General features: G+C 71.6%; 20 protein-coding genes and 1 pseudogene. 10 read left to right on the top strand and 11 right to left on the bottom strand.

Annotated elements, in window-relative coordinates; genetic code table 11:
• Window positions 1-28: 28 nt before the first annotated feature.
• The gene (locus GLX30_RS33665) at window positions 29-664 is read right to left on the bottom strand and encodes an LAETG motif-containing sortase-dependent surface protein (protein ID WP_167306895.1); all 636 of its coding nucleotides are present in this window, start codon (window positions 662-664) and stop codon (window positions 29-31) included.
• Window positions 665-780: 116 nt separating this feature from the next.
• The gene (locus GLX30_RS33660) at window positions 781-1,293 is read right to left on the bottom strand and encodes a DUF6328 family protein (protein WP_159694680.1); all 513 of its coding nucleotides are present in this window, start codon (window positions 1,291-1,293) and stop codon (window positions 781-783) included.
• A gap of 78 nt (window positions 1,294-1,371) precedes the next feature.
• Between GLX30_RS33660 and GLX30_RS33655 the strand changes: the two genes are divergently transcribed.
• The gene (locus tag GLX30_RS33655; RefSeq protein WP_159694679.1) at window positions 1,372-1,542 is read left to right on the top strand and encodes a hydrophobic protein; all 171 of its coding nucleotides are present in this window, start codon (window positions 1,372-1,374) and stop codon (window positions 1,540-1,542) included.
• Window positions 1,543-1,569: 27 nt separating this feature from the next.
• Here GLX30_RS33655 and ligD read toward each other — a convergent pair whose 3' ends face one another.
• From ligD to GLX30_RS33635, 4 genes are all read right to left on the bottom strand, one after another.
• Complete coding sequence (gene ligD / locus GLX30_RS33650) at window positions 1,570-2,490, bottom strand: non-homologous end-joining DNA ligase (protein ID WP_244258380.1); 921 nt, start codon at window positions 2,488-2,490, stop codon at window positions 1,570-1,572.
• Entirely contained in the window at window positions 2,487-4,334 is a 1,848-nt protein-coding gene (locus tag GLX30_RS33645; protein ID WP_159694678.1) for a transketolase, read from the bottom strand. Before GLX30_RS33645 ends, ligD begins: the two co-directional genes overlap by 4 nt.
• 1 nt (window position 4,335) lies before the next feature.
• Window positions 4,336-5,661, bottom strand: coding sequence for an NAD(P)/FAD-dependent oxidoreductase (locus GLX30_RS33640; protein WP_159694677.1), 1,326 nt, complete (start codon window positions 5,659-5,661; stop codon window positions 4,336-4,338).
• Window positions 5,662-5,919: 258 nt separating this feature from the next.
• Complete coding sequence (locus GLX30_RS33635) at window positions 5,920-6,147, bottom strand: DUF6458 family protein (RefSeq protein WP_159694676.1); 228 nt, start codon at window positions 6,145-6,147, stop codon at window positions 5,920-5,922.
• Between the two features lie 226 nt (window positions 6,148-6,373).
• On the opposite strand from GLX30_RS33635, the pseudogene GLX30_RS33630 reads away from it, so the two are divergent.
• The 5 genes and pseudogenes from GLX30_RS33630 to GLX30_RS33610 all read left to right on the top strand — a co-directional run bounded on the left by GLX30_RS33630 (window position 6,374) and on the right by GLX30_RS33610 (window position 12,730).
• A pseudogene (locus GLX30_RS33630) lies at window positions 6,374-8,256 on the top strand (methylmalonyl-CoA mutase family protein).
• Entirely contained in the window at window positions 8,256-10,466 is a 2,211-nt protein-coding gene (gene scpA / locus GLX30_RS33625) for a methylmalonyl-CoA mutase (RefSeq protein WP_159694675.1), read from the top strand. The pseudogene GLX30_RS33630 and the gene scpA overlap by 1 nt, the downstream one beginning before the upstream one ends.
• Before the next feature lie 9 nt (window positions 10,467-10,475).
• On the top strand, window positions 10,476-11,477 hold the full coding sequence (gene meaB / locus GLX30_RS33620) for a methylmalonyl Co-A mutase-associated GTPase MeaB (RefSeq protein WP_159694674.1): 1,002 nt from the start codon (window positions 10,476-10,478) through the stop codon (window positions 11,475-11,477).
• 264 nt (window positions 11,478-11,741) lie between these two features.
• Window positions 11,742-12,170: a CBS domain-containing protein gene (locus GLX30_RS33615; RefSeq protein WP_159694673.1), complete on the top strand. Its 429-nt coding sequence runs from the start codon at window positions 11,742-11,744 to the stop codon at window positions 12,168-12,170.
• A 2-nt stretch (window positions 12,171-12,172) separates the two neighbouring features.
• A complete protein-coding gene (locus tag GLX30_RS33610; RefSeq protein ID WP_159694672.1) occupies window positions 12,173-12,730 on the top strand; it encodes a type 1 glutamine amidotransferase domain-containing protein in 558 nt (185 codons plus the stop codon).
• Between the two features lie 122 nt (window positions 12,731-12,852).
• On the opposite strand, the gene GLX30_RS33605 is transcribed toward GLX30_RS33610, so the two are convergent.
• Window positions 12,853-13,098, bottom strand: a complete 246-nt coding sequence (locus GLX30_RS33605; protein ID WP_159694671.1) for a DUF6158 family protein — start codon at window positions 13,096-13,098, stop codon at window positions 12,853-12,855.
• Between the two features lie 100 nt (window positions 13,099-13,198).
• Here GLX30_RS33605 and GLX30_RS33600 point away from each other — a divergent pair, with 100 nt between their 5' ends.
• Window positions 13,199-14,323 (top strand): Vms1/Ankzf1 family peptidyl-tRNA hydrolase, encoded by a 1,125-nt coding sequence (locus tag GLX30_RS33600; protein WP_159694670.1) that lies wholly within the window; start codon window positions 13,199-13,201, stop codon window positions 14,321-14,323.
• On the top strand, window positions 14,320-14,997 hold the full coding sequence (locus GLX30_RS33595) for an endonuclease (RefSeq protein WP_159694669.1): 678 nt from the start codon (window positions 14,320-14,322) through the stop codon (window positions 14,995-14,997). The genes GLX30_RS33600 and GLX30_RS33595 overlap by 4 nt, the downstream gene beginning before the upstream one ends.
• Window positions 14,998-15,195: 198 nt before the next feature.
• Here the strand turns inward: GLX30_RS33595 and GLX30_RS33590 are convergent, their stop codons facing one another.
• Window positions 15,196-15,519, bottom strand: a complete 324-nt coding sequence (locus GLX30_RS33590; RefSeq protein WP_159694668.1) for a plasmid stabilization protein — start codon at window positions 15,517-15,519, stop codon at window positions 15,196-15,198.
• Window positions 15,520-15,808: 289 nt separating this feature from the next.
• Between GLX30_RS33590 and GLX30_RS33585 the strand changes: the two genes are divergently transcribed.
• Window positions 15,809-18,103, top strand: coding sequence for a SpoIIE family protein phosphatase (locus tag GLX30_RS33585; RefSeq protein WP_159694667.1), 2,295 nt, complete (start codon window positions 15,809-15,811; stop codon window positions 18,101-18,103).
• A gap of 43 nt (window positions 18,104-18,146) precedes the next feature.
• On the opposite strand, the gene GLX30_RS33580 is transcribed toward GLX30_RS33585, so the two are convergent.
• Both GLX30_RS33580 and GLX30_RS33575 read right to left on the bottom strand, forming a co-directional pair.
• Window positions 18,147-21,089 carry a HAMP domain-containing protein gene (locus GLX30_RS33580; protein ID WP_159694666.1) on the bottom strand — a complete coding sequence of 981 codons (2,943 nt, stop codon included), beginning with the start codon at window positions 21,087-21,089 and terminating at the stop codon, window positions 18,147-18,149.
• Window positions 21,090-21,237: 148 nt separating this feature from the next.
• The gene (locus tag GLX30_RS33575; RefSeq protein WP_159694665.1) at window positions 21,238-21,660 is read right to left on the bottom strand and encodes an ATP-binding protein; all 423 of its coding nucleotides are present in this window, start codon (window positions 21,658-21,660) and stop codon (window positions 21,238-21,240) included.
• Window positions 21,661-21,787: 127 nt separating this feature from the next.
• Between GLX30_RS33575 and GLX30_RS33570 the strand changes: the two genes are divergently transcribed.
• Window positions 21,788-22,711: a SigB/SigF/SigG family RNA polymerase sigma factor gene (locus GLX30_RS33570; protein WP_208545532.1), complete on the top strand. Its 924-nt coding sequence runs from the start codon at window positions 21,788-21,790 to the stop codon at window positions 22,709-22,711.
• Here the strand turns inward: GLX30_RS33570 and GLX30_RS33565 are convergent.
• Window positions 22,674-23,126 (bottom strand): ATP-binding protein, encoded by a 453-nt coding sequence (locus GLX30_RS33565; protein WP_159694664.1) that lies wholly within the window; start codon window positions 23,124-23,126, stop codon window positions 22,674-22,676. The genes GLX30_RS33570 and GLX30_RS33565 overlap by 38 nt on opposite strands.
• Window positions 23,127-23,138: the final 12 nt, after the last annotated feature.

Genomic DNA, 23,138 nt, shown 5'->3' with positions numbered 1-23,138 from the left:
CCGTCACGGCCCGCCCGCCTACGTCATGTCAGTGCTGGGCGCTACGGCGCTTGCGCGCGGCCCACATGATGCCGCCGCCGGCGAGGATCACCGCGGCAGCCGCTCCGGCGATGACCGGGGTGGCGCTGGAGCCACCGGTCTCGGCCAGGCCGCCGCCGGGCGTCGTGGTGCTCGGCGGCGCCGAAGGCGTCGCGGGCGCGCTGGTCGCGGGGGCGCTGGTGCTCGGCGTCTCGCTGGGGGTGGGCGAGGTCTCGCTCGGCGTCGGCGAGGGGGGCGTCGTCGACGGCGTCGGGCTCGGGGTCACGTCGTCGCAGACCGGCGCGGTCTTGGACTCGTCACGCGAGAACTGGTCGCCGTCGCCGGCCACGACGACCAGACGGACGGTGAGTTCCTTGTCGTGCTCGGGAAGGTCGAGCTTGTCGTGGAACTCCTTCTTGAAGGTCTTCGTCGGCAGCAGTTCCTTGCCGTCCACCGTGATGGTCACGGTGTTCTCCTCGGTGGGGCTGTACGCGGTCAGGTCGACGCTGACCTCGTCACAGGTCACCGACCACACCGGCGTGTGCGCGATCGCCGGTGCGGCGGACAGGCCGACGCCGAGCGCGCCGGCCGAAGCCACGGCTATGAGCGCTCCCGTACGCCGCCACGTTCTTCTGGTCTCAGTCACTGGTTCCTCCACGATTACCGCGCCAATGCGTCTGGCGGTGCGCGCACAGTACCGCTGACGCCTCACGGCACCACAACCGCCCCGTCCGTCTGGCACATACGGCGGCTGAAATCGCGTCAGTCGAGTCCGCGGCGCGTCGCGCGGGTCCACGCGGGCAGAACGAACCAGCACACCACGAACCACACCACCATGGCGACGACGAGCCACAGCGCGATCGTGTCGTCGAGCACCACCCGGAGGATGAGAAGGAGGGCGGCCGCCATCGTGCACAGCAGCAGCACGAGACCGAGGACGGTCAGGCGCGAGGCCCAGGCGACCGTCTGCGGCTTGAGCCGGCGGCCGGTGAGCATCCGGTGGAACGCCACGGGACCGATGAGCACCCCGGTGGTCGCGGCGCCCAGTACGACGGTCACGGAATAGATCGTCTGGTCGGTCTGCGACAGTTCGACGAAGCGTGGCTGAAACGCGACCGTCAGCAGGAAACCGAAGAGGATCTGCACGCCTGTCTGCGCGACCCGCAATTCCTGGAGCAGGTCCGCCCACCTGCGGTCGGCCCTTTCCTCCTCCGTCTCGTCGCGGCCCCGTACGGCATTTCCCTTTCCATTGCCATCGCCCCTCATCCGTTCCATTACGCTCAGGCTCCGTTCGCATCGGACAGTGTGTGCGGCGGGAAAATGCGGGCACCCGCCGTCATGGAGGTGCAGACAATGGTTCCTATCCTGCTCGTTCTCCTTCTCGCCGTCGTTCTGTTCGGCGCCGGATTCGCGTTGGAGGTCCTGTGGTGGATCGCCCTCGCCGTCCTGGTGATCTGGCTGCTGGGATTCCTGATGCGCAGCACGACGGCGGGTGGCGGGCGCTCTCGCTGGTACAGGTGGTAGTGGTGGACGCGTGACGAAGGGCCGCTCCTAACGCAGAGCGGCAAGCCGGCGGCCGGCCGGGCCCAGTGCCCGCCGGCCGCCGAGCGCGTCGCCCCACGGATCGGTGCGTGCCTGTCCGAGCGCGTCCGTGACCGTCCACCGCCGCGGGCCCGTCCGCGGGTCGTCCAACTGGTCCCAGCTGATCGGTACGGCCACCGGCGCGCCCGGCCTGGCTCGCACGGAGTAGGGCGTCACCGCGGTCTGCGCATAGCCGTTGCGCTGTACGTCCAGATAGAGCCGGTCGCCGCGGGCCTGCTTGCGCACGGCGGTGGTCAGGTGGTCCGGGTCGCGTCGCGCGAGGGTCTCCGCCACTTCCTGGGCGAAGGAACGCACCCCGTCGAATTCGGTGTCGCCCGCCAGGGGCACGATCACATGGAGCCCGCGGGAGCCGGTGGTCATAAGGACCGAGTTGAGGCGCAGATCGTCGAGGAGCTCCCCGAGCTGCCGTGCCGCGCGTCGCACCGTCTCGAAGTCGTCGGCCGTGTCGCCCGAGGGGTCGAGGTCGAACACCAGCCGGTCGGGCCGCTCCAGCCGGCCGGCCCGGGACTGCCAACGGTGGAAGGTGATGCACGCCTGATCGACCAGGTGCATCAAGGTGGCGGTGTTGTCGCACACGGTGTGGACGACGGTGCCGCCCTCTTTGTCGACCTCCACCCTGCGCACCCAGTCCGGGTAGCTCGCCGGTGTGTTCTTCTGGACGAAGCGGGGCCCGCCGATTCCGTCGGGGTGCCGTTCCAGCATCAGCGGCCGACCGCGCAGATGCGGCAGCATGTGCGGCGCGATCGCCCGGTAGTACTCGGCGAGATCGGCCTTCGTGATGCCGTCGTCGGGGAAGAGCACCTTGTCCGGTCGCTGGATCTCGACGGTCCGCCCGCCGGCCCGCACGGCGTGGGTCCGCTCCTTCGTCACGGGTGCACCATGGCTTCCGCGACGAGCAGGCGCACGGCGGCGCTGATGGACTCGGCGTCGATACCGGAGGCGTGCAGTTGTTCCGCGGGCGTGGCGGACGCCGGGACGTTGCGCACCCCGAGCCGTATCAGCCGGGGCATGGGGCGTCCGTCGGAGAACGCTTCGGCCACCGCGTCGCCGAGGCCGCCCTCCGTGCGGTGGTCCTCCACGGTCAGCAGACAACCGGTGTCGTCGGCCGCGCTCTGCAGGGTGCCCGCGTCGACCGGCTTGACCGAGTAGAGGTCGACGACGCGTACCGGGATGCCTTCCCGTTCGAGGACGCCGGCGGCGGTCAGCGCCTCGTGGACGGTCGCTCCTGCGGCGATGAGGCACACGCGGTCGCGGTGCGAGGCACGCAGCACCTTGGAGCCGCCGACGGGGAAGTCCTCCTCGGGGCCGTAGATCACCGGCATGTCGGAGCGGCTGGTGCGCAGGTAGCTCACGTTCGGCAGGTCGGCCATGGCCGCGACGAGCCGCGCGGTCTGGTTGGCGTCGCACGGGTAGAGGACGGTGCTGCCGGGCACCGAGCGGAACATCGCGAGGTCCTCGAGTCCCATCTGCGAGGGCCCGTCCTGGCCGATGGCGACACCGGCGTGGGATCCGACGAGGTTGACGGAAGCGCGGCTGACGGCTGCCATCCGTATGAAGTCGTGGGCGCGGGTCAGGAAGGCCGCGAACGTGGCCGCGTAGGGGACGTATCCGCGGGTGGACAGGCCGACGGCGGCGGCCACGAGCTGCTGTTCCGCGATGTAGCACTGGAAGTGGCGGCCGGGGTGTTCCTTGGCGAAGTACTCGGTGCGCGTCGAGTCGCCGACCTCGCCGTCGAGTGCGACGACGTCCGTGCGCGCGGAGCCCAGCGCTGCCAGGGCCTGCCCGTACGCGGTGCGGGTGGCGATCTTGTCGCCGGTGTCGTACGCGGGGAGGGTGAGCCCTTCGGTGTGCCGCTCGTGCAGGACCCGGGCCGCCGGCGGCTGCTGGACCTCGATCCTGGCGGTGCGCACACCGCCCAGTTCCGCGATCGCGTCCGATGCGTCGGCCAGTGGCTTGCCGTGCTTGCCCTCCTGGTCCGCCACGGCGGCCACGCCGTGCCCCTTCTCGGTGCGGGCGATGACGGCGGTGGGGCGGCCGACCGTGCCGGCGGCCTCCGACAGGGCGTCGTCGACTGCCCTGACGTCGTGCCCGTCGATCTCGACGGTGTGCCAGCCGAAGGCCTGAAGCCGGCGGGCGTACGCGTCGAGGTCCCAGCCGAAGCGGGTGGGACCGCGCTGGCCGAGCCGGTTCACGTCGAGGATCAGCGTCAGGTTGTCCAGCCGTTCGAACGAGGCGTGCTCCACGGCCTCCCAGACGGAGCCCTCCGCCATCTCGCTGTCGCCGGACAGCACCCAGACGCGGTACGGGATCTGGTCCAGCCGCTTGCCGGCGAGGGCCATGCCGACCCCGACGGGCAGCCCCTGACCGAGCGAGCCTGTGGCCACGTCGACCCAGGGAAGCCGCGGGGTCGGGTGTCCTTCTAGGCGGCTGCCGTGCTTGCGGAAGGTGAGGAGTTCCTCGTCGTCGATCGCCCCGGCCGCCACGTACATGGCGTACAGCAGCGGTGACGCGTGCCCCTTGGAGAGCACGAGCCGGTCGTTGCCCGGGTGTTCGGGCCGGTCGAAGTCGTAGCGCAGATGGTGGGCCAGCAACACGGCCCCGAGGTCGGCCGCGGACATGGAAGAGGTCGGGTGCCCGGAGCCCGCGGCATCGGCGGCGCGTACCGCGTCGGCGCGCAACTGCTGGGCCAGCTCAGTAAGTTGTTCGTCCTGCATCTCACTGCTCCTTGGAAGGGGCGCCGCCGACGCGCGCCAGTTCGGGCGAAGCGGTGTCCAGTGGGACCGACCAGGAACGCACCAGCCCGAGCTGGACCGCCTGCCGGGGCAGTACGGCGTCGAGCGCCCAGTCGGCGGCTACGCGCACCCGGTTGCCGGGCATCGCGGCGAGGTGGTAGCCGCGGGTGACCGCGCCCGCGAGCGGCCCGGACAGCGTTACGCCGAGCGGGTTCGCGGCGGCCTTGACACCTCCGAGGTCGACGGCGAAGCCGAGGTCGTGGTGGGAGTAGGTGCGGGGGGTGCCCCGGCCGAGGGAGGCGGCGACATTGTGGCCGGCTGTCCTGCCCTGACGGGAGGCGTGCTGGGCCGTCATCGGTGTGTACTCGCCCGGCCTGGTGACATCGGGGACCGCGGCGGCGTCGCCGCACGCGAAGACTTCGGGCCGGCCGGGCACGGTGAGCCTGGAGTCGACGACCAGCCGGCCGCGCTCGACGGGCAGTCCGACCTCGGAGACGAGCGGGTCGGGCCGCACGCCCACGCACCAGACCAGGGTGCGGGTGGCGATGTCGTCCCCGTCGTCGAACAGGGCCCCGTCGGCCGTGGCCTCCTTGACGGAGGTCCGGGTGCGGACCTCCACGCCCCGCTCGCGCAGCACCCGGTCGGCGGTGTCGGAGAGCCTGCGGTCCAGCTCGGGGAGGACCCGCTCCGCGATGTCGACCAGGATCCAGCGCGGCGGGGGTTCCGGGTGCCCGGTGCGCAGCCGGTCCGCCAGCGCCCGGGTGAACAGGGCACCCTGGGCGGCGACTTCGGTTCCGGTGTAGCCGGCGCCGACGACGACGAAGGTGCGGCGGGCGGCGCGTTCCTCCACGGTCCCCGCGGATGCGGCGAGCTCCATCTGCCGGGTGACGTGGTCCCGCAGGTAGAGGGCCTCCGGGAGCCCGCGGAAGCCGTGTGCGTGCTCGGCGACGCCGGGCACGGGGAGCAGTTTGTTGACACTGCCGACGGCGAGGACGAGCCGGTCGTAGTCGAGCCGGCCCGTACCTCCCTCGGTGTCTTCGTAGTGGACGTGCCGCCCGTCGAGGTCGACCCCGGTGGCCCGGCCGAGGACCAGGCGGACCCGCGGCAGCGAGCCGGGCAGGGACACGGTGACCCTGCGGGGTTCGAGGATGCCGGCCGACACCTGCGGCAGGAGCGGCAGGTAAAGGAAGTAGTCGGTCGGGTTGAGCAGGACCACCTCCGCGTCGTCGCGAAGGGTCCGGCTGAGAGTGCGGGCCGCCTGGAAACCGGCGAATCCGGCTCCCACGACGACGACTCGGGAACGACTCACAATCGACTCCGGTCTCAGACGTGAACGGTTGCGGGACGTGCGCGTCGAGCGCGCTCCGGGTGCCCTGGGCGCCGCCGGTCAAACCCGGGGCCGCCCCCTGGCGCACCGGCCGACCCCGGGCCGTTCCCGGGCGGCGCGTCTTCGTCACGCGCGCCGGTCCGGCTCCGTACGTGCGGGCTCACGCCTGTTCTCATTCGTTACGTACGGGGCGGTTCGGCCTGTCGTCATTCGTACGCGCGAGGAGGGTCACGCCCGTCGTCATTCGTACGTGCGGGGGTTCGGCCTGTCCTCGACCACCGGTGTCGCGGGCGGCACGACCACGCGCCGCCGCCTGGCGATGCTGGTGAAGGTGGCGACTCCGATGATGCCGACGGCCATGAGGATCAGCCCGACCACGTCGAGGTTCGCGCCTTCCACCTCCCAGTCCGTGGCGAACGTGAGAATTGCTCCGGCGGCGATCAGGATGATGCATCCGCCAAGACCCATGTGACTCACCTGTTTCTGTCAGTTCAGCCGGCCGTTCTAGTCTCTGTCGGCTGGTCCGTTGCGGGTACCCGCCTGAGGTAGGGCCATGCCTGGGCGCCGGGCGGCACGCCCTGTCGCGGCCGCCGGATAGGGCACCGGGCGCAATGGATCAAGAGCGCCCCGGAGAGGGCAAGGTCACAGCCGCCGGACCTGCTGTGACTGTGGGTACTGACCTAACATCCGGGGCATGACGGTCCTCCCCGATGACGGGTTCTCACTGGCCGCCGAGTTTCCGGATGCGACCCATGAGCAGTGGCAGCGCCTGGTCGAAGGCGTGCTGCGCAAGGCAGGCAAGGACGCGGCGGGCGCGGCGGCAGAGGACGCACTGTCCACGGCGCTGGAGGACGGGATCACCACCCGACCTCTGTACACGTCCGCCGGCGGTGCCGACTCGGCCGGTTTCCCCGGTTTCGCTCCCTTCACCCGCGGCGCCACGCCGGAGGGTGGTTCGGTCGCCGGCTGGGACGTACGCCAGCGTCACGAGCGGCCGGACCCGGCCCGTACCAACGAGGCGATCCTCGCCGACCTGGAGAACGGCGCGGCCTCCGTGTGGCTGGCCGTCGGTGACGCGGGCGTGCCCTCGACGGCCTGGCCACGGCCCTGGAGGGCGTCCACCTGGACCTGGCTCCCGTCGTGCTCGACGCGGGCGGCGACTTCGAGGCCGCGGCACGCGAACTCCACGGCCTGTACGAGAAGCGGGGGACGGCCCCGGAGTCGGCCCTCGGCAATCTCGGCGCGGACCCCCTGGGCCACGCCGCACGCACCGGCCGCCACGCGGACATCGAGGAGCGGACCGCCGTCGCCGCCGAGCTCGCCGTGCTCTGCCACGCCGCGTATCCCCATCTGCGCGCGGTGAGCGTCGACGCCCTTCCGTACCACGAGGCCGGCGCGAGTGCCGCCCAGGAGCTGGGCTGTTCGCTCGCCACCGGTGTCTCCTGGCTGCGGGACCTGACCGCCGCCGGGCTGGACGCCGAAGCGGCCTGCGGGCAGCTGGAGTTCCGGTACGCGGCCACCGCGGACCAGTTCCTGACGATCGCCAAGTTGCGGGCGGCGCGCCGGCTGTGGGCCCGCGTGGCCGAGGTGTGCGGAGTGACCGGGGGCGGCGCCGCCCAGCGCCAGCACGCCGTGACCTCCGCCGTGATGATGACGCGGCGGGACCCGTGGGTGAACATGCTGCGCACGACGGTCGCCTCGCTGGCCGCCGGCGCGGGCGGTGCCGACGCGGTGACCGTGCTCCCCTTCGACCACGCGCTGGGCCTGCCGGACGCGTTCGCGCGCCGGATCGCCCGCAACACGTCCTCGATCCTGCTGGAGGAGTCGCACCTCGGCCGGGTCGTCGACCCGGCCGGCGGTTCCTGGTACGTCGAGCAGCTCACGGACGAGCTCGCCCGGGCGGCGTGGGCGTGGTTCCAGGAGATCGAGCGCGCCGGCGGCCAGTCCGCCGCGCTGCGCGGCGGACTCGTCGCCGAGCGCCTCGACGCGACGTGGGAGAGCCGCCGCAGGAGGCTCGACACCCGCCGCGAACCGGTGACCGGTGTCAGCGAGTTCCCGCTGCTCGGTGAGCCGGCGGTCCGACGCGACCCGGCGCCGCGGCGGCCGGCGGGAGGCCTGCCGGTGGTCCGCCGCGACGAGGCGTTCGAGGAGTTGCGGGCCCGTTCCGACGCGCATCTGGCGGCGACCGGAGCGCGGCCCAGGGTGTTCGTCGCGGCGCTCGGCCCGGCATCCGCGCACACCGCGCGGGCGGGTTTCGCGGCCAACCTCTTCCAGGCCGGCGGCATCGAAACGGTGCACGACCCGGTGAGCGTCGACGCGGCCTCGGCCGCGGCGGCGTTCACGGCGAGCGGCGCACAGGTGGCGTGCATCTGCTCCAGCGACGCGCTCTACGCGGAGCAGGCGGCGCAGGTCGCCGCGGCCCTGAAGGCCGCCGGTGCTCTGCGGGTGTTCCTCGCCGGGCGGCCGGGCGAACAGCGAGAGACGTACGAGAGGGCCGGTGTCGACGAGTTCGTCGTCGCGGGCGGCGACGCGGTCGCCGTGCTGACCGGGGCCATCGACCGGATCGGAGTGGCGTGATGGGCATCCCGGACTTCACGGGGATCGAGCTGGGCCCCGCCCCCGCGGGCTCGGCCGACGAGAAGCAGTGGCGTGCGGCGCTCGAGGCCGCCACCGGCAAGGAGGCCGGTGAGCTGATGTGGGAGACACCGGAAGGCATTCCGGTGAAACCGCTGTACACGGACGCGGACCTGGCCGGCGTCGACTTCCTCGGTACGTATCCGGGGGTGGCGCCGTATCTGCGCGGCCCGTACCCGACGATGTACGTCAACCAGCCCTGGACGATCCGGCAGTACGCCGGGTTCTCCACCGCCGAGGAGTCGAACGCCTTCTACCGGCGCAATCTGGCGGCTGGCCAGAAGGGCCTGTCCGTCGCGTTCGACCTGCCGACGCACCGCGGGTACGACAGCGACCACCCTCGGGTCACGGGCGACGTCGGCATGGCCGGTGTGGCGATCGACTCGATCTACGACATGCGGCAGTTGTTCGACGGCATCCCGCTGGACCGCATGAGCGTGTCGATGACGATGAACGGAGCGGTTCTGCCCGTCCTCGCGCTGTACATCGTGGCCGCGGAGGAGCAGGGCGTTCCGGCGGAGAAGCTCGCGGGGACCATCCAGAACGACATCCTCAAAGAGTTCATGGTCCGGAACACCTACATCTATCCGCCCGGCCCGTCGATGCGGATCATCTCGGACATCTTCGCGTACACGGCGCAGAAGATGCCGCGCTACAACTCGATCTCCATCTCCGGCTACCACATCCAGGAGGCCGGGGCCACGGCCGACCTGGAGCTCGCGTACACGCTTGCCGACGGCATGGAGTATCTGCGGGCCGGTATCGGGGCGGGGATGGACGTGGACGCGTTCGCGCCGCGGCTGTCGTTCTTCTGGGCGATCGGCATGAACTTCTTCATGGAGGTCGCGAAGCTGCGGGCGGCACGGCTGCTGTGGGCGAAGCTGGTGAAGGGTTTCGACCCGAAGAACCCGAAGTCGCTGTCGCTGCGCACCCATTCGCAGACCTCCGGCTGGTCGCTGACGGCGCAGGACGTCTTCAACAACGTCACGCGCACCTGTGTCGAGGCGATGGCCGCGACACAGGGACACACCCAGTCGCTGCACACCAACGCCCTCGACGAGGCGCTGGCCCTGCCGACCGACTTCTCCGCGCGCATCGCCCGCAACACCCAGCTGCTGCTCCAGCAGGAGTCGGGCACCTGCCGGGTCATCGACCCGTGGGGCGGCAGCGCGTACGTCGAGAAGCTGACGCACGACCTGGCCCGCCGCGCCTGGCGGCACATCGAGGAGGTCGAGGCCGCGGGCGGCATGGCGAAGGCCATCGACGCGGGCATCCCGAAGCTCCGCATCGAGGAGGCCGCGGCGCGCACCCAGGCACGCATCGACTCCGGGCGTCAGCCGGTGATCGGGGTGAACAAGTACCGGGTGGAGTCCGACGAGCAGATCGACGTGCTCAAGGTCGACAACTCCCAGGTGCGCGCCCAGCAGATCGAGAAGCTGCGGCGGCTGCGCGCGGAGCGCGACGAGGCCGCCTGCCAGGACGCGCTGCGCGCCCTGACCGCGGCCGCGGCGGCCGGCCACGTCGGGGGCGGCGGCCTCGAGGGCAATCTGCTGGCGCTGGCGGTGGACGCGGCCCGTGCGATGGCGACCGTCGGGGAGATCTCCGACGCCTTGGAGAAGGTGTACGGCAGGCACTCCGGCCAGATCCGTACGATCTCGGGTGTGTACAGGAACGAGGCAGGCATGTCGCCCTCGGTGGACGCGACCCGTGCCCTGGTCGGGGAGTTCGAGCAGGCGGAGGGCCGGCGGCCGCGCATTCTGGTCGCCAAGATGGGCCAGGACGGGCACGACCGGGGCCAGAAGGTGATCGCGACCGCGTTCGCCGACCTCGGCTTCGACGTGGACGTCGGCCCGCTGTTCCAGACGCCGGCCGAGGTCGCCCGGCAGGCGGTCGAGGCGGACGTCCACATCGTCGGCGTCTCGTCCCTGGCGGCCGGGCACCTGACGCTGGTGCCGGCGCTGCGCGAGCAGCTGGCGGCGGAGGGCCGCGAGGACATCATGATCGTCGTCGGTGGTGTGATCCCGCCGCAGGACGTCCCGGCGCTGCACGAGGCCGGTGCCGCGGCGGTGTTCCCGCCCGGGACGGTGATCCCCGACGCCGCGCGGGACCTGGTGCTGACCCTGGCCGGTTCGCTCGGGCACGAGTTGTCGTAGGGCCTGTTCATGCCACCGAGGATCGACATCGACGCCTATGTGAAGGGCGTGAGGGACGGCTCGCGGGCGTACATCGCCCGCGCCGTCACGCTGGTGGAGTCGACCCGCCCGGACCACCGGGCGCTCGCACAGCGGCTGCTGACGGAGCTGCTGCCGTTCGCCGGGGCGGCCCGGCGGGTGGGCATCAGCGGGGTACCAGGCGTCGGCAAGTCCACGTTCATCGACGCACTGGGCTCGATGCTCACGGGCCTCGGCCACCGCGTGGCGGTGCTCGCCGTCGACCCGTCGTCCACCCGCACCGGCGGCTCCATCCTGGGCGACAAGACCCGGATGGAGCGCCTGGCGGTGGACCCGGCGGCGTTCGTACGCCCCTCCCCCAGCTCGGGGACGCTGGGAGGGGTCGCCAAGGCGACCCGGGAGACGATGGTCGTGATGGAAGCCGCGGGCTACGACGTCGTACTGGTGGAGACGGTGGGCGTCGGCCAGTCGGAGACCGCCGTGGCGGGCATGGTCGACTCGTTCCTGCTGCTCAGCCTCGCCCGTACCGGCGACCAGTTGCAGGGCATCAAGAAGGGCGTGCTGGAACTTGCCGACGTGATCGCCGTCAACAAGGCCGACGGTCCGCACGAGCGCGACGCCCGCTCCGCCGCCCGGGAACTCGCCGGGGCACTGCGTCTGATGAACCCGGCGGACGCCGCGTGGACCCCGCCCGTGCTGTCGTGCAGCGCCCGGGAGGGCACCGGGCTGGAAGCTGTGTGGGAGCGCCTGGAGCAGCACCGGACGGTCCTGGGCTCGACAGGTGCTCTCGACGCCAAGCGCCGCGAGCAGCAGATCGGCTGGACGTGGGCGATGGTCCACGACACCCTGCTGGACCGGTTGCACAGGCACCAGGGGGTACGGGAGCTGACGGCCGGTCTAGAGGAGCAGGTCCGTGGCGGTCGGCTGACCGCCACGCTGGCCGCGGAGCGCATCCTCGAAGCCTTCGCCCAGCCGGAGCCGCAGCAGCCGTAGCGGCATGGCGGAGCCGCGGCAGCCGTAGCGGCATGGCGGAGCCGGGTGCGCGGTTCCGCCGATCCGCGCACCCGGCCCGTTCTCCCATCCCATGGCCGCTCGGCCGATCTTCGGGTCCCCGCCCGCCGCGGGTCCAAACCTGGCGGCCCGGAAACTGCCGCGCCCGCCCCGTCTCTTCCTGTGTCGCTGCCGGTGGACCGGGGTACCCGGCCCCGGCAGCCGCCCCGAACGGGCTGGTGAGGGACGAGTGGAAGGCGAACAGCGATGGCAGAGCTCGTAAGAGAAGTCATGACGGCCGGGGTGGCGGCAGTGCGGCCGGACGCCTCACTCGTCGAGGCGGCGCGGCTGATGCGGGACCTGGACATCGGCGATGTGCTGGTCGCCGACGGCGACACGGTGGTCGGGATGCTCACCGACCGGGACATCACCCTCCGCTCGGTCGCCGAGGGCGCGGATCCCGCCGGCGTAAGCGCCTCCTCCGCGTGCACCCCCGACCCGGTGTGCGTGGCCCCCGACGATTCCGTGGAGTCCGCGGTGCGGCTGATGCGCGCCCACGCGGTGCGCCGGCTGCCGGTCGTGGAGGACGGCCGCCCGCTCGGCGTGGTGAGCCTCGGAGACCTCGCCGCCTCACAGGATCCGCACTCCGCGCTGGCGGAGATCAGTGTCGCCGAGAGCAACAACGAAAGGAGCTGATCATGCTGATCGCGTTTCTGACCGCCCATGAAGGAGTGGAGCAGGTCGAACTCACCCAGCCCTGGCAGGCCGTGTCGGACTCCGGGGACAAACCGCAACTCGTATCGACGCGTTCCGGCCGGGTGCAGGCGTTCAACCACCTCGACAAGGCGGACTCCTTCCCCGTCGACCAGGTGGTCGCGGACACGTCGGTGGACGAGTTCGGTGCGCTGGTGCTGCCCGGCGGTGTGGCCAATCCCGACGCGCTGCGTATGGACGCCGACGCCGTGGCGTTCGTCAAGGCGTTCTTCGACGCGGGCAAGCCCGTCGCGGCGATCTGCCACGCGCCGTGGACGCTGATCGAGGCCGACGTGGTCCGCGGCCGCAGTCTCACCTCGTGGCCCAGCCTGCGTACCGACATCCGCAACGCGGGCGGGGAATGGGTGGACGAGCAGGTGCGCGTCTGCGAGGCGGCGCCGAGCACGCTGATCACCAGCCGCAAGCCGGGGGACCTCGAGGCGTTCTGCGACGCCTTCACCGCCGAGTTCGCGAAGGTTTCCGGCGTCGGCGCGAGCCGCTGAGCCGCCGGACACCAGGTGTGAACGCGCCCGACGCGTTCACACGCTCACGGCTGTCCGGGCGCCGCGACGCGCCCCGGCGACAGGCCCCCGGCTACCGGGGGCCTGCTCCGTGTCCCGGACGTTCACTGGGTCCTTCCCCGAGCCCCGGAACGGGTACGGCCCGCAGCCGCCGACCGGTCGGGGTGGCGCCGCAGATACTCGGCCTCCAGGTCCGCCATCCGCACATTGTGCGCCTCCAGGGCGGCGGCCGAGCCGTAGAGCAGTGTGTCGTGGCGGCTGCGGTGGATGGTCTCCAGTTCCCGCAGCAGATCCTGTTCGCTGAGGTCCGCCGGGTCGACGCCCTTGTGCCCGTGCTCGGTCTCGTTCACGGCGACCGTCCTTTCCGAGTCGTGCTGGTCGTGGCGTGTGTGGGTTGACCTTGCGGGTACCCGCTGGTGACGCGATACCCGGCCTCCGAGGGAGGAAGTCATGCAGCTGTCGTTTCTCACCCCTCTCTACGAGCGTCCAGGTCCATGGGCCAGCGTTCATCTCGACACCGGATGGGAGAACGAGTCGACCACGAGGCGGCGTGAGCTGCAGGCCCGCGATGTGTGCGACTCCCTCGCACGGCAAGGGGCAGACGACGCGACCGGGCGTGCTGTCCACGACGCCCTGATGTCACGGCCGGGGCCGACGCACGGGGCGGGGCGCGCCGTGTTCGCGACCGCCGGTCAAGTGGTCCTCGACCCGCCGCTCGCCACGCCTCCGGCCGTCTCGGCGGACGTACGGTGGTCCGCCCTGCCGCACGTGTCTCCGCTGCTCGACCTCGGCGCCCGGGAACCGGTGTGCCTGGTCGCCTACATCGACCGGCTCGGCGCGGACCTGGAGGTACGCACCCCGGTCGCCTCCCGTCCCGCCGGCCACGCCGAGGGCTGGGACTGGCCGGTGCACCGTACGGGACGTGACGACTGGTCGGAGTGGCACTTCCAGCGGAGCGTCGAGAACACCTGGGAGCACAACGCCGGCGAGATCGCGGCCGCGATCGCCGCCCGCGGACAGGAGGTGAAGGCCGACCTGATCGTGCTGGCCGGCGGAGCCCGTGAGCGCAGGGCGGTCCATGACAGGCTGCCCCCGCAGCTGCGGCCGATCGCCGTGGAGACCGAGCACGGCGGCCGGGCGGAGGGCGCGACCACCCGGTTGCTGGACAAGGACATCGAGAGCGCACTCCACGAGCTCGCCCTGCGCACCACCGAGAACGAGCTCGACCGGTTCCGCGCCGCCCACGACTCGGTCGCGCAGACGGTCCCCGATCTGGTGGAGGCCGCCCGCGAGCACCGGATCGCCGAGCTGTTCGTGAGGCCGGACGGTGCCGACACCCAGCGCGAGGTCTGGGTCGGCAGCGAGCCCGACCAGCTGGCCGTACGCCGAACGGAGTCGCAGTACTTGGGCGAGACCCGGCCCTCCGCGGCCCGTGCCGACGACGCGCTGCTGCGCTCGGCGGTGGTGACCGGCGCCGAGGTGCAGAGTGTCCCCGCCGACGGCTCCCACGACGTGCCGGTGGGCGGCCTCGGCGCACTGCTGCGCTGGCCGTACGAGGCGGGGGAACGACGATGAGCACCCGAGGGAGCGGCGGGAAGGACGAGCGGCAGCGCGCCCTGCTGCACACGCTCCTCGAGGACCACGGGCGTACGTATGCCGAGGAGGCGGGGATCACGCTGCGGGACACGCCGCAGCCGCTGTACCGGCTGCTGGTCCTCGCCCATCTGCTGAGTGCGCGCATCCGGGCCTCGGTCGCGGTCGCGGCGGCCCGTGAGCTGAGCGACGCGGGCATGCGCAGCCCCGAGGCGATGCGGAAGGCGTCGTGGCAGGAGCGCGTCGACGCCCTCGGGCGCGGTGGCTACCGCCGTTACGACGAGCGCACGGCGACGCAGCTCGGCGACGGCGCGGAGCTGCTGATCGAGCGGTACGGCGGTGATCTGCGGCGGATGCGGAAGCAGGCCGACGGCGACGTCGACGAGCTGCGCCGCCTTCTGCGTGAGGTCCCTGGCATCGGTCCGGCGGGCGTGGACATCTTCCTGCGGGAGGTGCAGGCCGTCTGGCCGGAGGCCGGGCCGATGCTGGACGAGAAAGCCCTTCAGGGCGCCCGTCGCCTCGGGGTCGCCGACGACCCGGGGACGCTGCTGAAGCTCGCGGACGACGCCGACGCGGCGCACCTCGCGGCAGGACTGGTGCGGGCCGCTCTCGACAAGGAACTCGCCGGTTCGGTGAAGGAACACGCGACGGCCTGAGAGGTCGGTTCGGTGAAGGAACACGCGACGGCCTGAGAGGTGCCGGCACCCCGGCACACGGTGAGTCGGGCCGGTTCGGGGTGAGCGGGCGGCGACGGCGCCGGGCGTGGCTGACGGAACGACAAGGGCGGACGGCCCGGACATGGCGGATGCCGGACACCGCGGCGTCCCGTGGCGTCCGGCATCCGTGCAGGCTGGTCACTTCCCCAATGACCGCTTGAGCTCGTCCTTGTTCATGGAAGAGCGACCGTGCACGTTGCGGCGCTGCGCCTCCGCGTACAGCTGGTCGTACGTGGGGCCTTCCGAGCCGCTGTGCGACCGCTTGCCGCCCCGGCGCGAGGACGACATGTCCTGCGTGGACGTCTTGCTCGCGCTCTTGGACTCGCCCGAGCGGGCACGCTCCTTGTTGACCGTGCGCGCGGCCATCTCCTTGGCGCGCTTCTCGCTCGCTCCGCGCTCCTCGGCCCCCTCCTTGATGTGCTCGTACTGTCGTTCCCTCTTGGAACTCGAACCGCGTGGCATGACCACTCCTTAGTGACCGGACCTGGTGACCGGGTCGGGAAGCCGACCCCTCCACCGTGCGCCGCGCCCGGATGGGCCGCAATCGCCGCGACTCGGGGCGCGGCCGATCGGGTACTGCGTGTACCCCGCGCTCCGAGGGACATTCCGGCGGCCGGTCGGGCACCTGGCGGAGCCCGCCGCGAGGGCGGGCGGACGACTTCTGCCGGGCACAGGGAGCACGCGTAAAATCCTCACCGGGCGCGATCACCCGCCGGCCTGGTCGCACTGACTGCTCGAGATGGGAGTGGTCGTGGTCCTGCCTGCCGAAGGGCCCGCCGGCGGCGGGCGGAGCGAACAGGCGTCGTTCGTCGACCGCCTCCGCGAGGAGAACGCCGCACTCCGCGAGGAGCTGTCCCGGCGTCACCTGACCGATCTGGCCACCGGGATCCTCGCCGCCCAGCTGCGCACGGCGCCGTCGGAGGCCGGAGAACACCTCGACCGTCTCGCCGAGTCCGCCTCACTGAGCCGCGAGGACATCGCCGCGGACATCGTGAACGGTGTGGCCGGCAGTATCGCCGTCACCGCGCCCGGCCCGACGGACGCCCGCCCCGGCCGCGGAGAGGGCGAAGACCTTCCGCCGACGGCCGAGGCGCGCCGGCTGCGGAAGGTGGTCACGGCCGCCGAGGCCGCAGCCACCGTGTCCAAGGGCGCGGCCACGTTGCTGGAGGGTGGACTGCGGCCGCTCGGTGTGGAGGCTCTGTGGCTCTGGCGGGTGACCGGATCCGGGTGCCTGCGGCTCGCGGGTCACGCGGGGGTGAGCGCCCTCGAGGCGTCGCAGTGGCAGTGGATCCCCCCGGCGGCCCCGGCACCGGTCCGCGCCGCCTTCGCGGACGGAGCGCCTGTATGGCTGCCGACGGGTCCGTCGCCGGGGGAGACGCTGCCCGGTCCCTCGGACCGTGCGGCCCGCGCGCTGTTCCCGCTCCGGTTGCGCGGCAGGACCGTGGGACTGGCGCTCGCCGTCTGGCCTGCCGCCGCCGACCTGGACGGCTCCCTGCGCGGCGCGCTCACGGGCCTGGTCGAGGTCGCGGCGCGGGTGCTGGCGGCCGAGGAGGTGACGCCGTCCGAGCAGCCCGTACTCGACGACCTTCTGGACGCGCTGGCCCATCCGGCGATGACCCTGATACGTGACCCGCGGACGGGTGCCCTGCTCGTCGAGCATGTCAACGGGCCGGCAGCGGATGCGCTGGGCGGCTCGCACCGGGCGGTGGGACGGCCCGTGGAGGCCGCGTTCCCGCTGCTCCATGTCGATCTCGAGGCGATGTCGCGCCGGGCCCGGCACGCAAGCGCCCCGCAGCGGGCAGCGCGGCTTCCCGCCGAACACGGCTCCGGCACCGGCGCGCCGCTGGTGGACGTGCGGGTGCTGCCGGCCGGCGACGGCCGCACCGTCGTGCTGTGGCACACCCGGAGCGACCACCGCACGGCGGGCGGACGGGCCGTCGGCAGGCTGCGGGGCCTGGCGCTCTTCGAGGACGACTTCGGCTCGGGCCGGTCGACCTGGACGGAGCAGACGTACGCGCTCTTCGGGATGCCGTTCGGCTCCGAACCGGTCCCGCTGACCGAGCTGGAACCGCGAGTGCACCCGGACGACGCGGGTGAGCTGCGCGAGTTGCTCACCGATCTGGTCGAGCGGCGCAAGGGCGCCGCGGCCGTCGTCCGCGTGGTCCGCCACGACGGCGGACTGCGCCATGTCCGGATCGCCGCGGAGCCGTTGCTCGACGGGGCGGACCTGTGCGGGATCACCGGCGTCTACCAGGACATCTCGGCCGAGTACCACACGGAGGTCGCGCTGACGGCGACGTTCGACCAGCTCACGGCAGTGCGGGCGCAGGCGACGCTGCGGCACCGGCTGGTGCTCCAGCTCCAGCAGGCGATCGTCCCCGAGATGCCGTCGCTGACGAAGCTGCCCGGGCTGAGCGTGGCGGCCCGCTACCGTCCGGCGGCGCAGGAGTACCGGGTCGGCGGCGACTGGTACGACATCCTCCCGTTGCCCGACGGGAAGGTGCTGATGGCGGTCGGTGACATCGCGGGCCACGGCATCGAATCGGCCACCGGCATGGTCGCCCTGCGCAACGCGCTGCGCGGCCTGGCTTTCACCGGCCACTCCCCCGCCCGGCTGATGGCCTGGCTGAACGAGGTCACCCTGCACACCGCCGGACATCTGACGGCCACCGCGTTGTGCGCGCTGTACGACCCGGGTGACCGGACGCTGCTCTGGGCGAGCGCCGGCCATCTGCCGATCCTGCTGCTGCGTCACGGAAAGGCCCGGCTGCTGGATCCCCCACAGGACATCCTGCTCGGCGCGACGCGCGCACCCGTCTACCGGGAAGCGACGACGCAGCTGCACCGGGGGGACACGCTGCTGCTGTTCACCGACGGACTCATCGAGCGCCGCCACGACGGCCTCGACGAGGGCCTGGCGGCGCTGCGCCGCACGGCCGAGAAGCTCACGGCCTCTCAGGTCGACGAGCAGGTTGACCGTTTGCTGCGGGACGCGACCGGCGACACGGACGACGACACCAGTCTGATCGCCGTGCGCGTCGGCTGATGTTCCCGCCGCGGACACCTGCGGCCGCGGGCGGGGCGGCCGGTCAGCGGCCCTGTTCCAGCCAGAGCCGGATCTTCGCCACGAGCCGGTCGGTGTCGACCGGCTTGGACACGTAGTCGTCCGCTCCCGCCGCCAGCGCTTCCGACCGGTCGCCCGCCATCGCCTTCGCGGTGACGACGATGATCGGCACATCGGCGGCGTGCGGCAGTTTCCTGATCGCCGCCATGGCGGAGTAGCCGTCCGTCCCCGCCATCATCACGTCCATCACGACAAGGCCGATGTCGTGTCGGGTCCGCACCAGTTCGATGCCGGTCCTGCCGTTGTCCGCCGTGATGACGTGCACGCCTTCGTGCTCGAGCAGTTCGGTGAGCGCGAAAACGTTGCGCGTGTCGTCGTCGACCACCAGGACCGTACGGTCTCCGACCGGCACGACGGGCCGGTCGCCTGCGGTGCCGGGTTCGCCGTTCGCGTGGTCGGGCTCTGCCCGGGTGGAACCCCGACGGTGGACCGGCAGGTACAGGGTGAAGCAGCTGCCTCGTCCGAGGGTGCTCTGCGCCTCGATGGTGCCGCCCAGCAGCCGGGCGACCTCCCGGCTGATCGACAACCCGAGACCGGTGCCGCCGTAGTGGCGGGAGGTGGTTCCGTCGCCCTGCTGGAAGGCGCCGAACATGCTCTCCAGCCGGTCGGCGGGAATGCCGATGCCGGTGTCTGCGACACGGAAGGCGACGACGGGCCCGGCGTCCCGCAGCGACGAGGGCACCTCCTCCTCGCCCGCGGCGGCGACCCGCAGCTCGACCCGCCCCTGGTCGGTGAACTTCAGCGCGTTCGACAGCAGGTTGCGCAGCACCTGGCGGAGCCGCGACTCGTCGGTGGTCAGCCACTGTGGCGCGTCGGGCTCCGCCACGGCCTCGAAGGTGAGCTCGCGTTCGGTCGCCACGGGCCGGAACGTGGCCTCGACGTGCTCCATGAGCCCGCTGAGGGGGAAGGCCGCGGGATGGACGGGCATCTTGCCGGCCTCGACCTTGGACAGGTCGAGGATGTCGTTGATCAGCTGGAGCAGGTCGGAGCCCGCGGAGTGGATGACCTCGGCGTAGTCCACCTGTTTCTCGGTGAGATTGCCCTCGAGGTTCTGTGCGAGCAACTGGGCCAGGATCAGCAGGCTGTTGAGCGGTGTGCGCAGCTCGTGGCTCATGTTGGCCAGGAACTCGGACTTGTACATCGAGGTCCGCGACAGCTGCTGTGCGCGGGCCTCCAGCTCCTGGCGGGCCTGCTCGATCTCCAGGTTCTTGCGTTCGATGTCACGGTTTCGGTCGGCGAGCAGTGCCGCCTTCTCCTTGAGTTCGGCGTTGGAGCGCTGCAACTCCGCCTGGCGGGCCTGCAGTTCCTTGGAGCGGTTGCTGAGTTCCACGGTCAGCCGCTGGGACCTGTCGAGCAGCTCGTCGGTGCGGGTGTTGGCTATCAGCGAGCTGACGTTGACGCCTACCGACTCGATGAACTGGTCGAGGAAGTCGCGGTGGACGACCGTCAGGGGCTGTACCGCGGCGAGTTCCACGACGCCCAGCAACTGGTCCTCGAGGACGACGGGCAGCACGACGAGGTGGTTCGGGTCCGTGCGGCCCGTGCCGGAGAAGACCGTCGCGTAGCCCGGCGGCAGGTCGTGCACCTCGATCGTGCGCCTGCTGCGGGCGGCCTGCCCGACCAGGGACTGGCCGAGCCGGATACGGCGGCCTTGGCCGACGAGGCCGTCCTGGGCCCCGTACGCGGCGATCATGACGAGTTCGGTCCCCTCCTCACCCTCCTCGGCGAGAAAGAACCCGCCGTACTGGGCGCGGACCAGTGGCGCCACTTCGTCCATGATCAGCTCGGCCACCTTGGTCAGGCTCCTGGTGCCCTGCATGAGGCCGGAGATCCGGGCGAGGTTCGTCTTGAGCCAGTCCTGTTCCTCGTTGGCGCGGATCGTCGCCCGCAGCGACTCCACCATGGCGTTGATGTTGTCCTTGAGGTCGCCGACCTCGCCGGGCGCCTCGACGGTGATGGAGCGGGTGAGGTCCCCCTCGGCGACCGCGCTGGTGACCTCGGCGATGGCGCGCACCTGCCGGGTCAGGTTCCCGGCGAGTTCGTTGACGTTCTCCGTGAGCCGCTTCCAGGTGCCGGAGACGCCCTCGACCTCGGCCTGCCCGCCCAGTCGTCCTTCACTGCCGACCTCACGGGCCACCCTCGTGACCTCGGCCGCGAACGAGGAGAGCTGGTCGACCATGGTGTTGATGGTGGTCTTGAGCTCGAGGATCTCGCCCCGGGCGTCGACGTCGATCCTTCTGGTCAGGTCACCGCGGGCGACCGCGGTGGTGACCTGGGCGATGTTGCGGACCTGGTTGGTGAGGTTGGTCGCCATCGAGTTGACGTTGTCGGTGAGGTCCTTCCAGGTGCCGGAGACACCGCGAACGGTGGCCTGACCGCCGAGGTTCCCGTCGGTCCCGACCTCACGGGCGACCCTGGATACCTCCTCCGCGAACGAGGAGAGCTGGTCGACCATGGTGTTGATGGTCTCCTTGAGCTCGAGGATCTCGCCCCGCGCGTCGACCCTGATCTTCTGTGTGAGGTCGCCGCGGGCCACGGCTGTGGCGACCTGCGCGATGGAACGGACCTGGGAGGTGAGGTTGTCCGCCATGGTGTTCACGCCGGAGGTGAGCTCCCACCACACGCCCTTGACCTGCGGCTCCCTGGCCTGGCCGCCGAGCAGGCCCTGTCCGCCGACCTCACGGGCCACCCTCGTGACCTCGGAGGTGACGAGGGAGAGCTGGTCCACCATGCCGTTGTAGATGGCGGCGATCTCGCCGAGCAGGCCGGAGTCGTAGGGCAGCCGGACGGAGAGGTCTCCGTCGCGCACGGCGGTCAGTCCGGCCAGCAGCTTGGTGAGTCCCTCCTCGCTCAGCTCCGCGGGAGGCCGGCCCCGTAGGGGCTCGGGCTTACTGCTGGACGCGTCCATCGCAGACCTCGCGCTGTCGTGACGTACGGCGCCGTGGGCCGGTCACCGCGGGGCGGCGCCCACGGCCTCCTCCACTGTGGCACGCGGGCACTGCCGCGACACCCCGGCGGCGGGGCCGCTTTAGACGGGGCGGCCACGGCGGAAGCGCTCACTCGGGGACCGTGACCACGAACCAGACAGCCTTACCCGTCCCCTGAGGTGCCCACCCCCACTCGTCGGAGAGGCGGTCCAGCAGATACAGACCGTGTCCGGAGGCACGGGCGGGGTGGTGCGGGCCGCGAGGCCGCGGCCGGGCCGTGCCCGTGTCGCTGACCTGGACCCGGATCCGGCCGGGGCCGCGGTCGATCCTCAGCTCGTACGGGGAGCCACCGTGCGTGCACGCGTTGGTGACCACCTCGGACACGAGCAGCAGTGCGTCCTGGGCCCGGACACGTCCGTCGGTGCCGGACAGGGGGAACCAGTCGTCCAACGCCTCCCGTGTCAGATCACGGCACCGGGCCACGACGCCCCGCCCGCCGTCGAGCGGGAAGCGGCGGCTGACGGAGATCTGCTGCTCAGACGCCCGTTCCATATCAGTCGCGTGCCCCTCAGCGATTGCTTCAAAGCACCCTGAAGGGGAATCATCAGTACATAAGGAGCTCGCCCGACGGTCCCGCTGCACCCGACAGCGCCGGCCTCCGCCCGTCGAAGGAGCCTCGATGTCCAGCTCGACCCACACTCGGCAGCCGATCCCCAATGGAACCCCGGAACCCGCCGGCGGCCCGGAGCCGCTCGCCGCGACGGACCGGCGGGCCCTGCCCGACGGCCTCCCCGAGATCCCCGACCCGCGGGCCGTCAGCCCCATGGACGCCCGCGCCCTGTCGACCACACTGTTCGCCCGGCTCGCCGATCTGGAAGAGGGCACCCCCGAGTACTCCTATGTCCGCAACACGCTGGTGGAACTCAATCTGAGCCTCGTCAAGTTCGCGGCCCTCCGCTTCGCCAACCGGGCCGAACCCATGGAGGACATCATCCAGGTCGGGACGATCGGTCTGATCAAGGCGATCAACCGCTTCGACCTGGAGCGCGAGGTCGAGTTCGCCTCGTTCGCCCTCCCCACCGTGATCGGTGAGATCAAGCGGTTCTTCCGGGACTCCAGCTGGTCGGTGCGGGTGCCGCGACGGCTCCAGGAGCTGCGGATCGACCTCGCCAAGGCGCTCGACGTCCTCGAGCAGCGGCTGGGCCGCAGGCCCACAACCGCCGAGCTGGCCGCGTACCTCCACGTCAGCGAGGAGGAGGTTCTGGAGGGCGAGCGCGCATCCAACGGCTACACCGCGCAGTCCCTCGACGCCACGGTGAACGACGAGGACGCGTCCAACGCCGTCACCAGGCGCCTCGGCATCGATGACCCGGCCTTCGACATCATCGACTCACTCGAGGCGCTCAAGCCCCTCATCGCCACGCTGAACGAGCGCGACAGGCTGATCCTGTCACTGCGCTTCCGTGAGGAGCTGACGCAGTCGGAGATCGGCGAACGCCTCGGCATCTCACAGATGCATGTGTCCCGTCTGCTGGCGCGCATCCTCGACACGCTGCGGACCGGGGTCATGGACGACTCGTCCGCTGTCCCCGAGCGGAGCTGAGTCGCACCTCGAGCCAGACGACCTTCCCCGTGCCGCGTGGCTCCGAGCCCCAGCTGTGCGCCAGCCGCTCCATGATGAGCAGCCCGTGGCCACCCGGCCGGGAGAGGTCGTTCTGCACCTTGCGCCGGGGGTGGCGAGGGTCGGCGTCGGCCACCTCGACCCGCAGCCACCCGGCGGACCTGCTGAGCACCAGTTCCTGGGGTCCGCCCGCGTGCAGACACGCGTTCGTCACCAGTTCCGACACGAGCAGCAGCACGTCCTCCACGACGTCGCTGGGTCCTTCCGGGCCGGCCGCCGTCCAGCCCCAGTCGGCCAGCGCCTGCTCGGTGAAGTCACGACACCGGCTGACCACCCCTTTCGTGCCGAACAGCGCCAGCCGGCGGGTCTGCCCGTGCCCTCCGGGGCCCGTGGTCATCAGGCCTCCTCC

This window comes from Streptomyces sp. Tu 2975 (genome assembly GCF_009832925.1).
Lineage (GTDB): Bacteria > Actinomycetota > Actinomycetes > Streptomycetales > Streptomycetaceae > Streptomyces.
The sequence above is the reverse complement of the archived record's forward strand: the minus strand, read 5'-3'. Positions and strand labels throughout refer to the sequence as shown.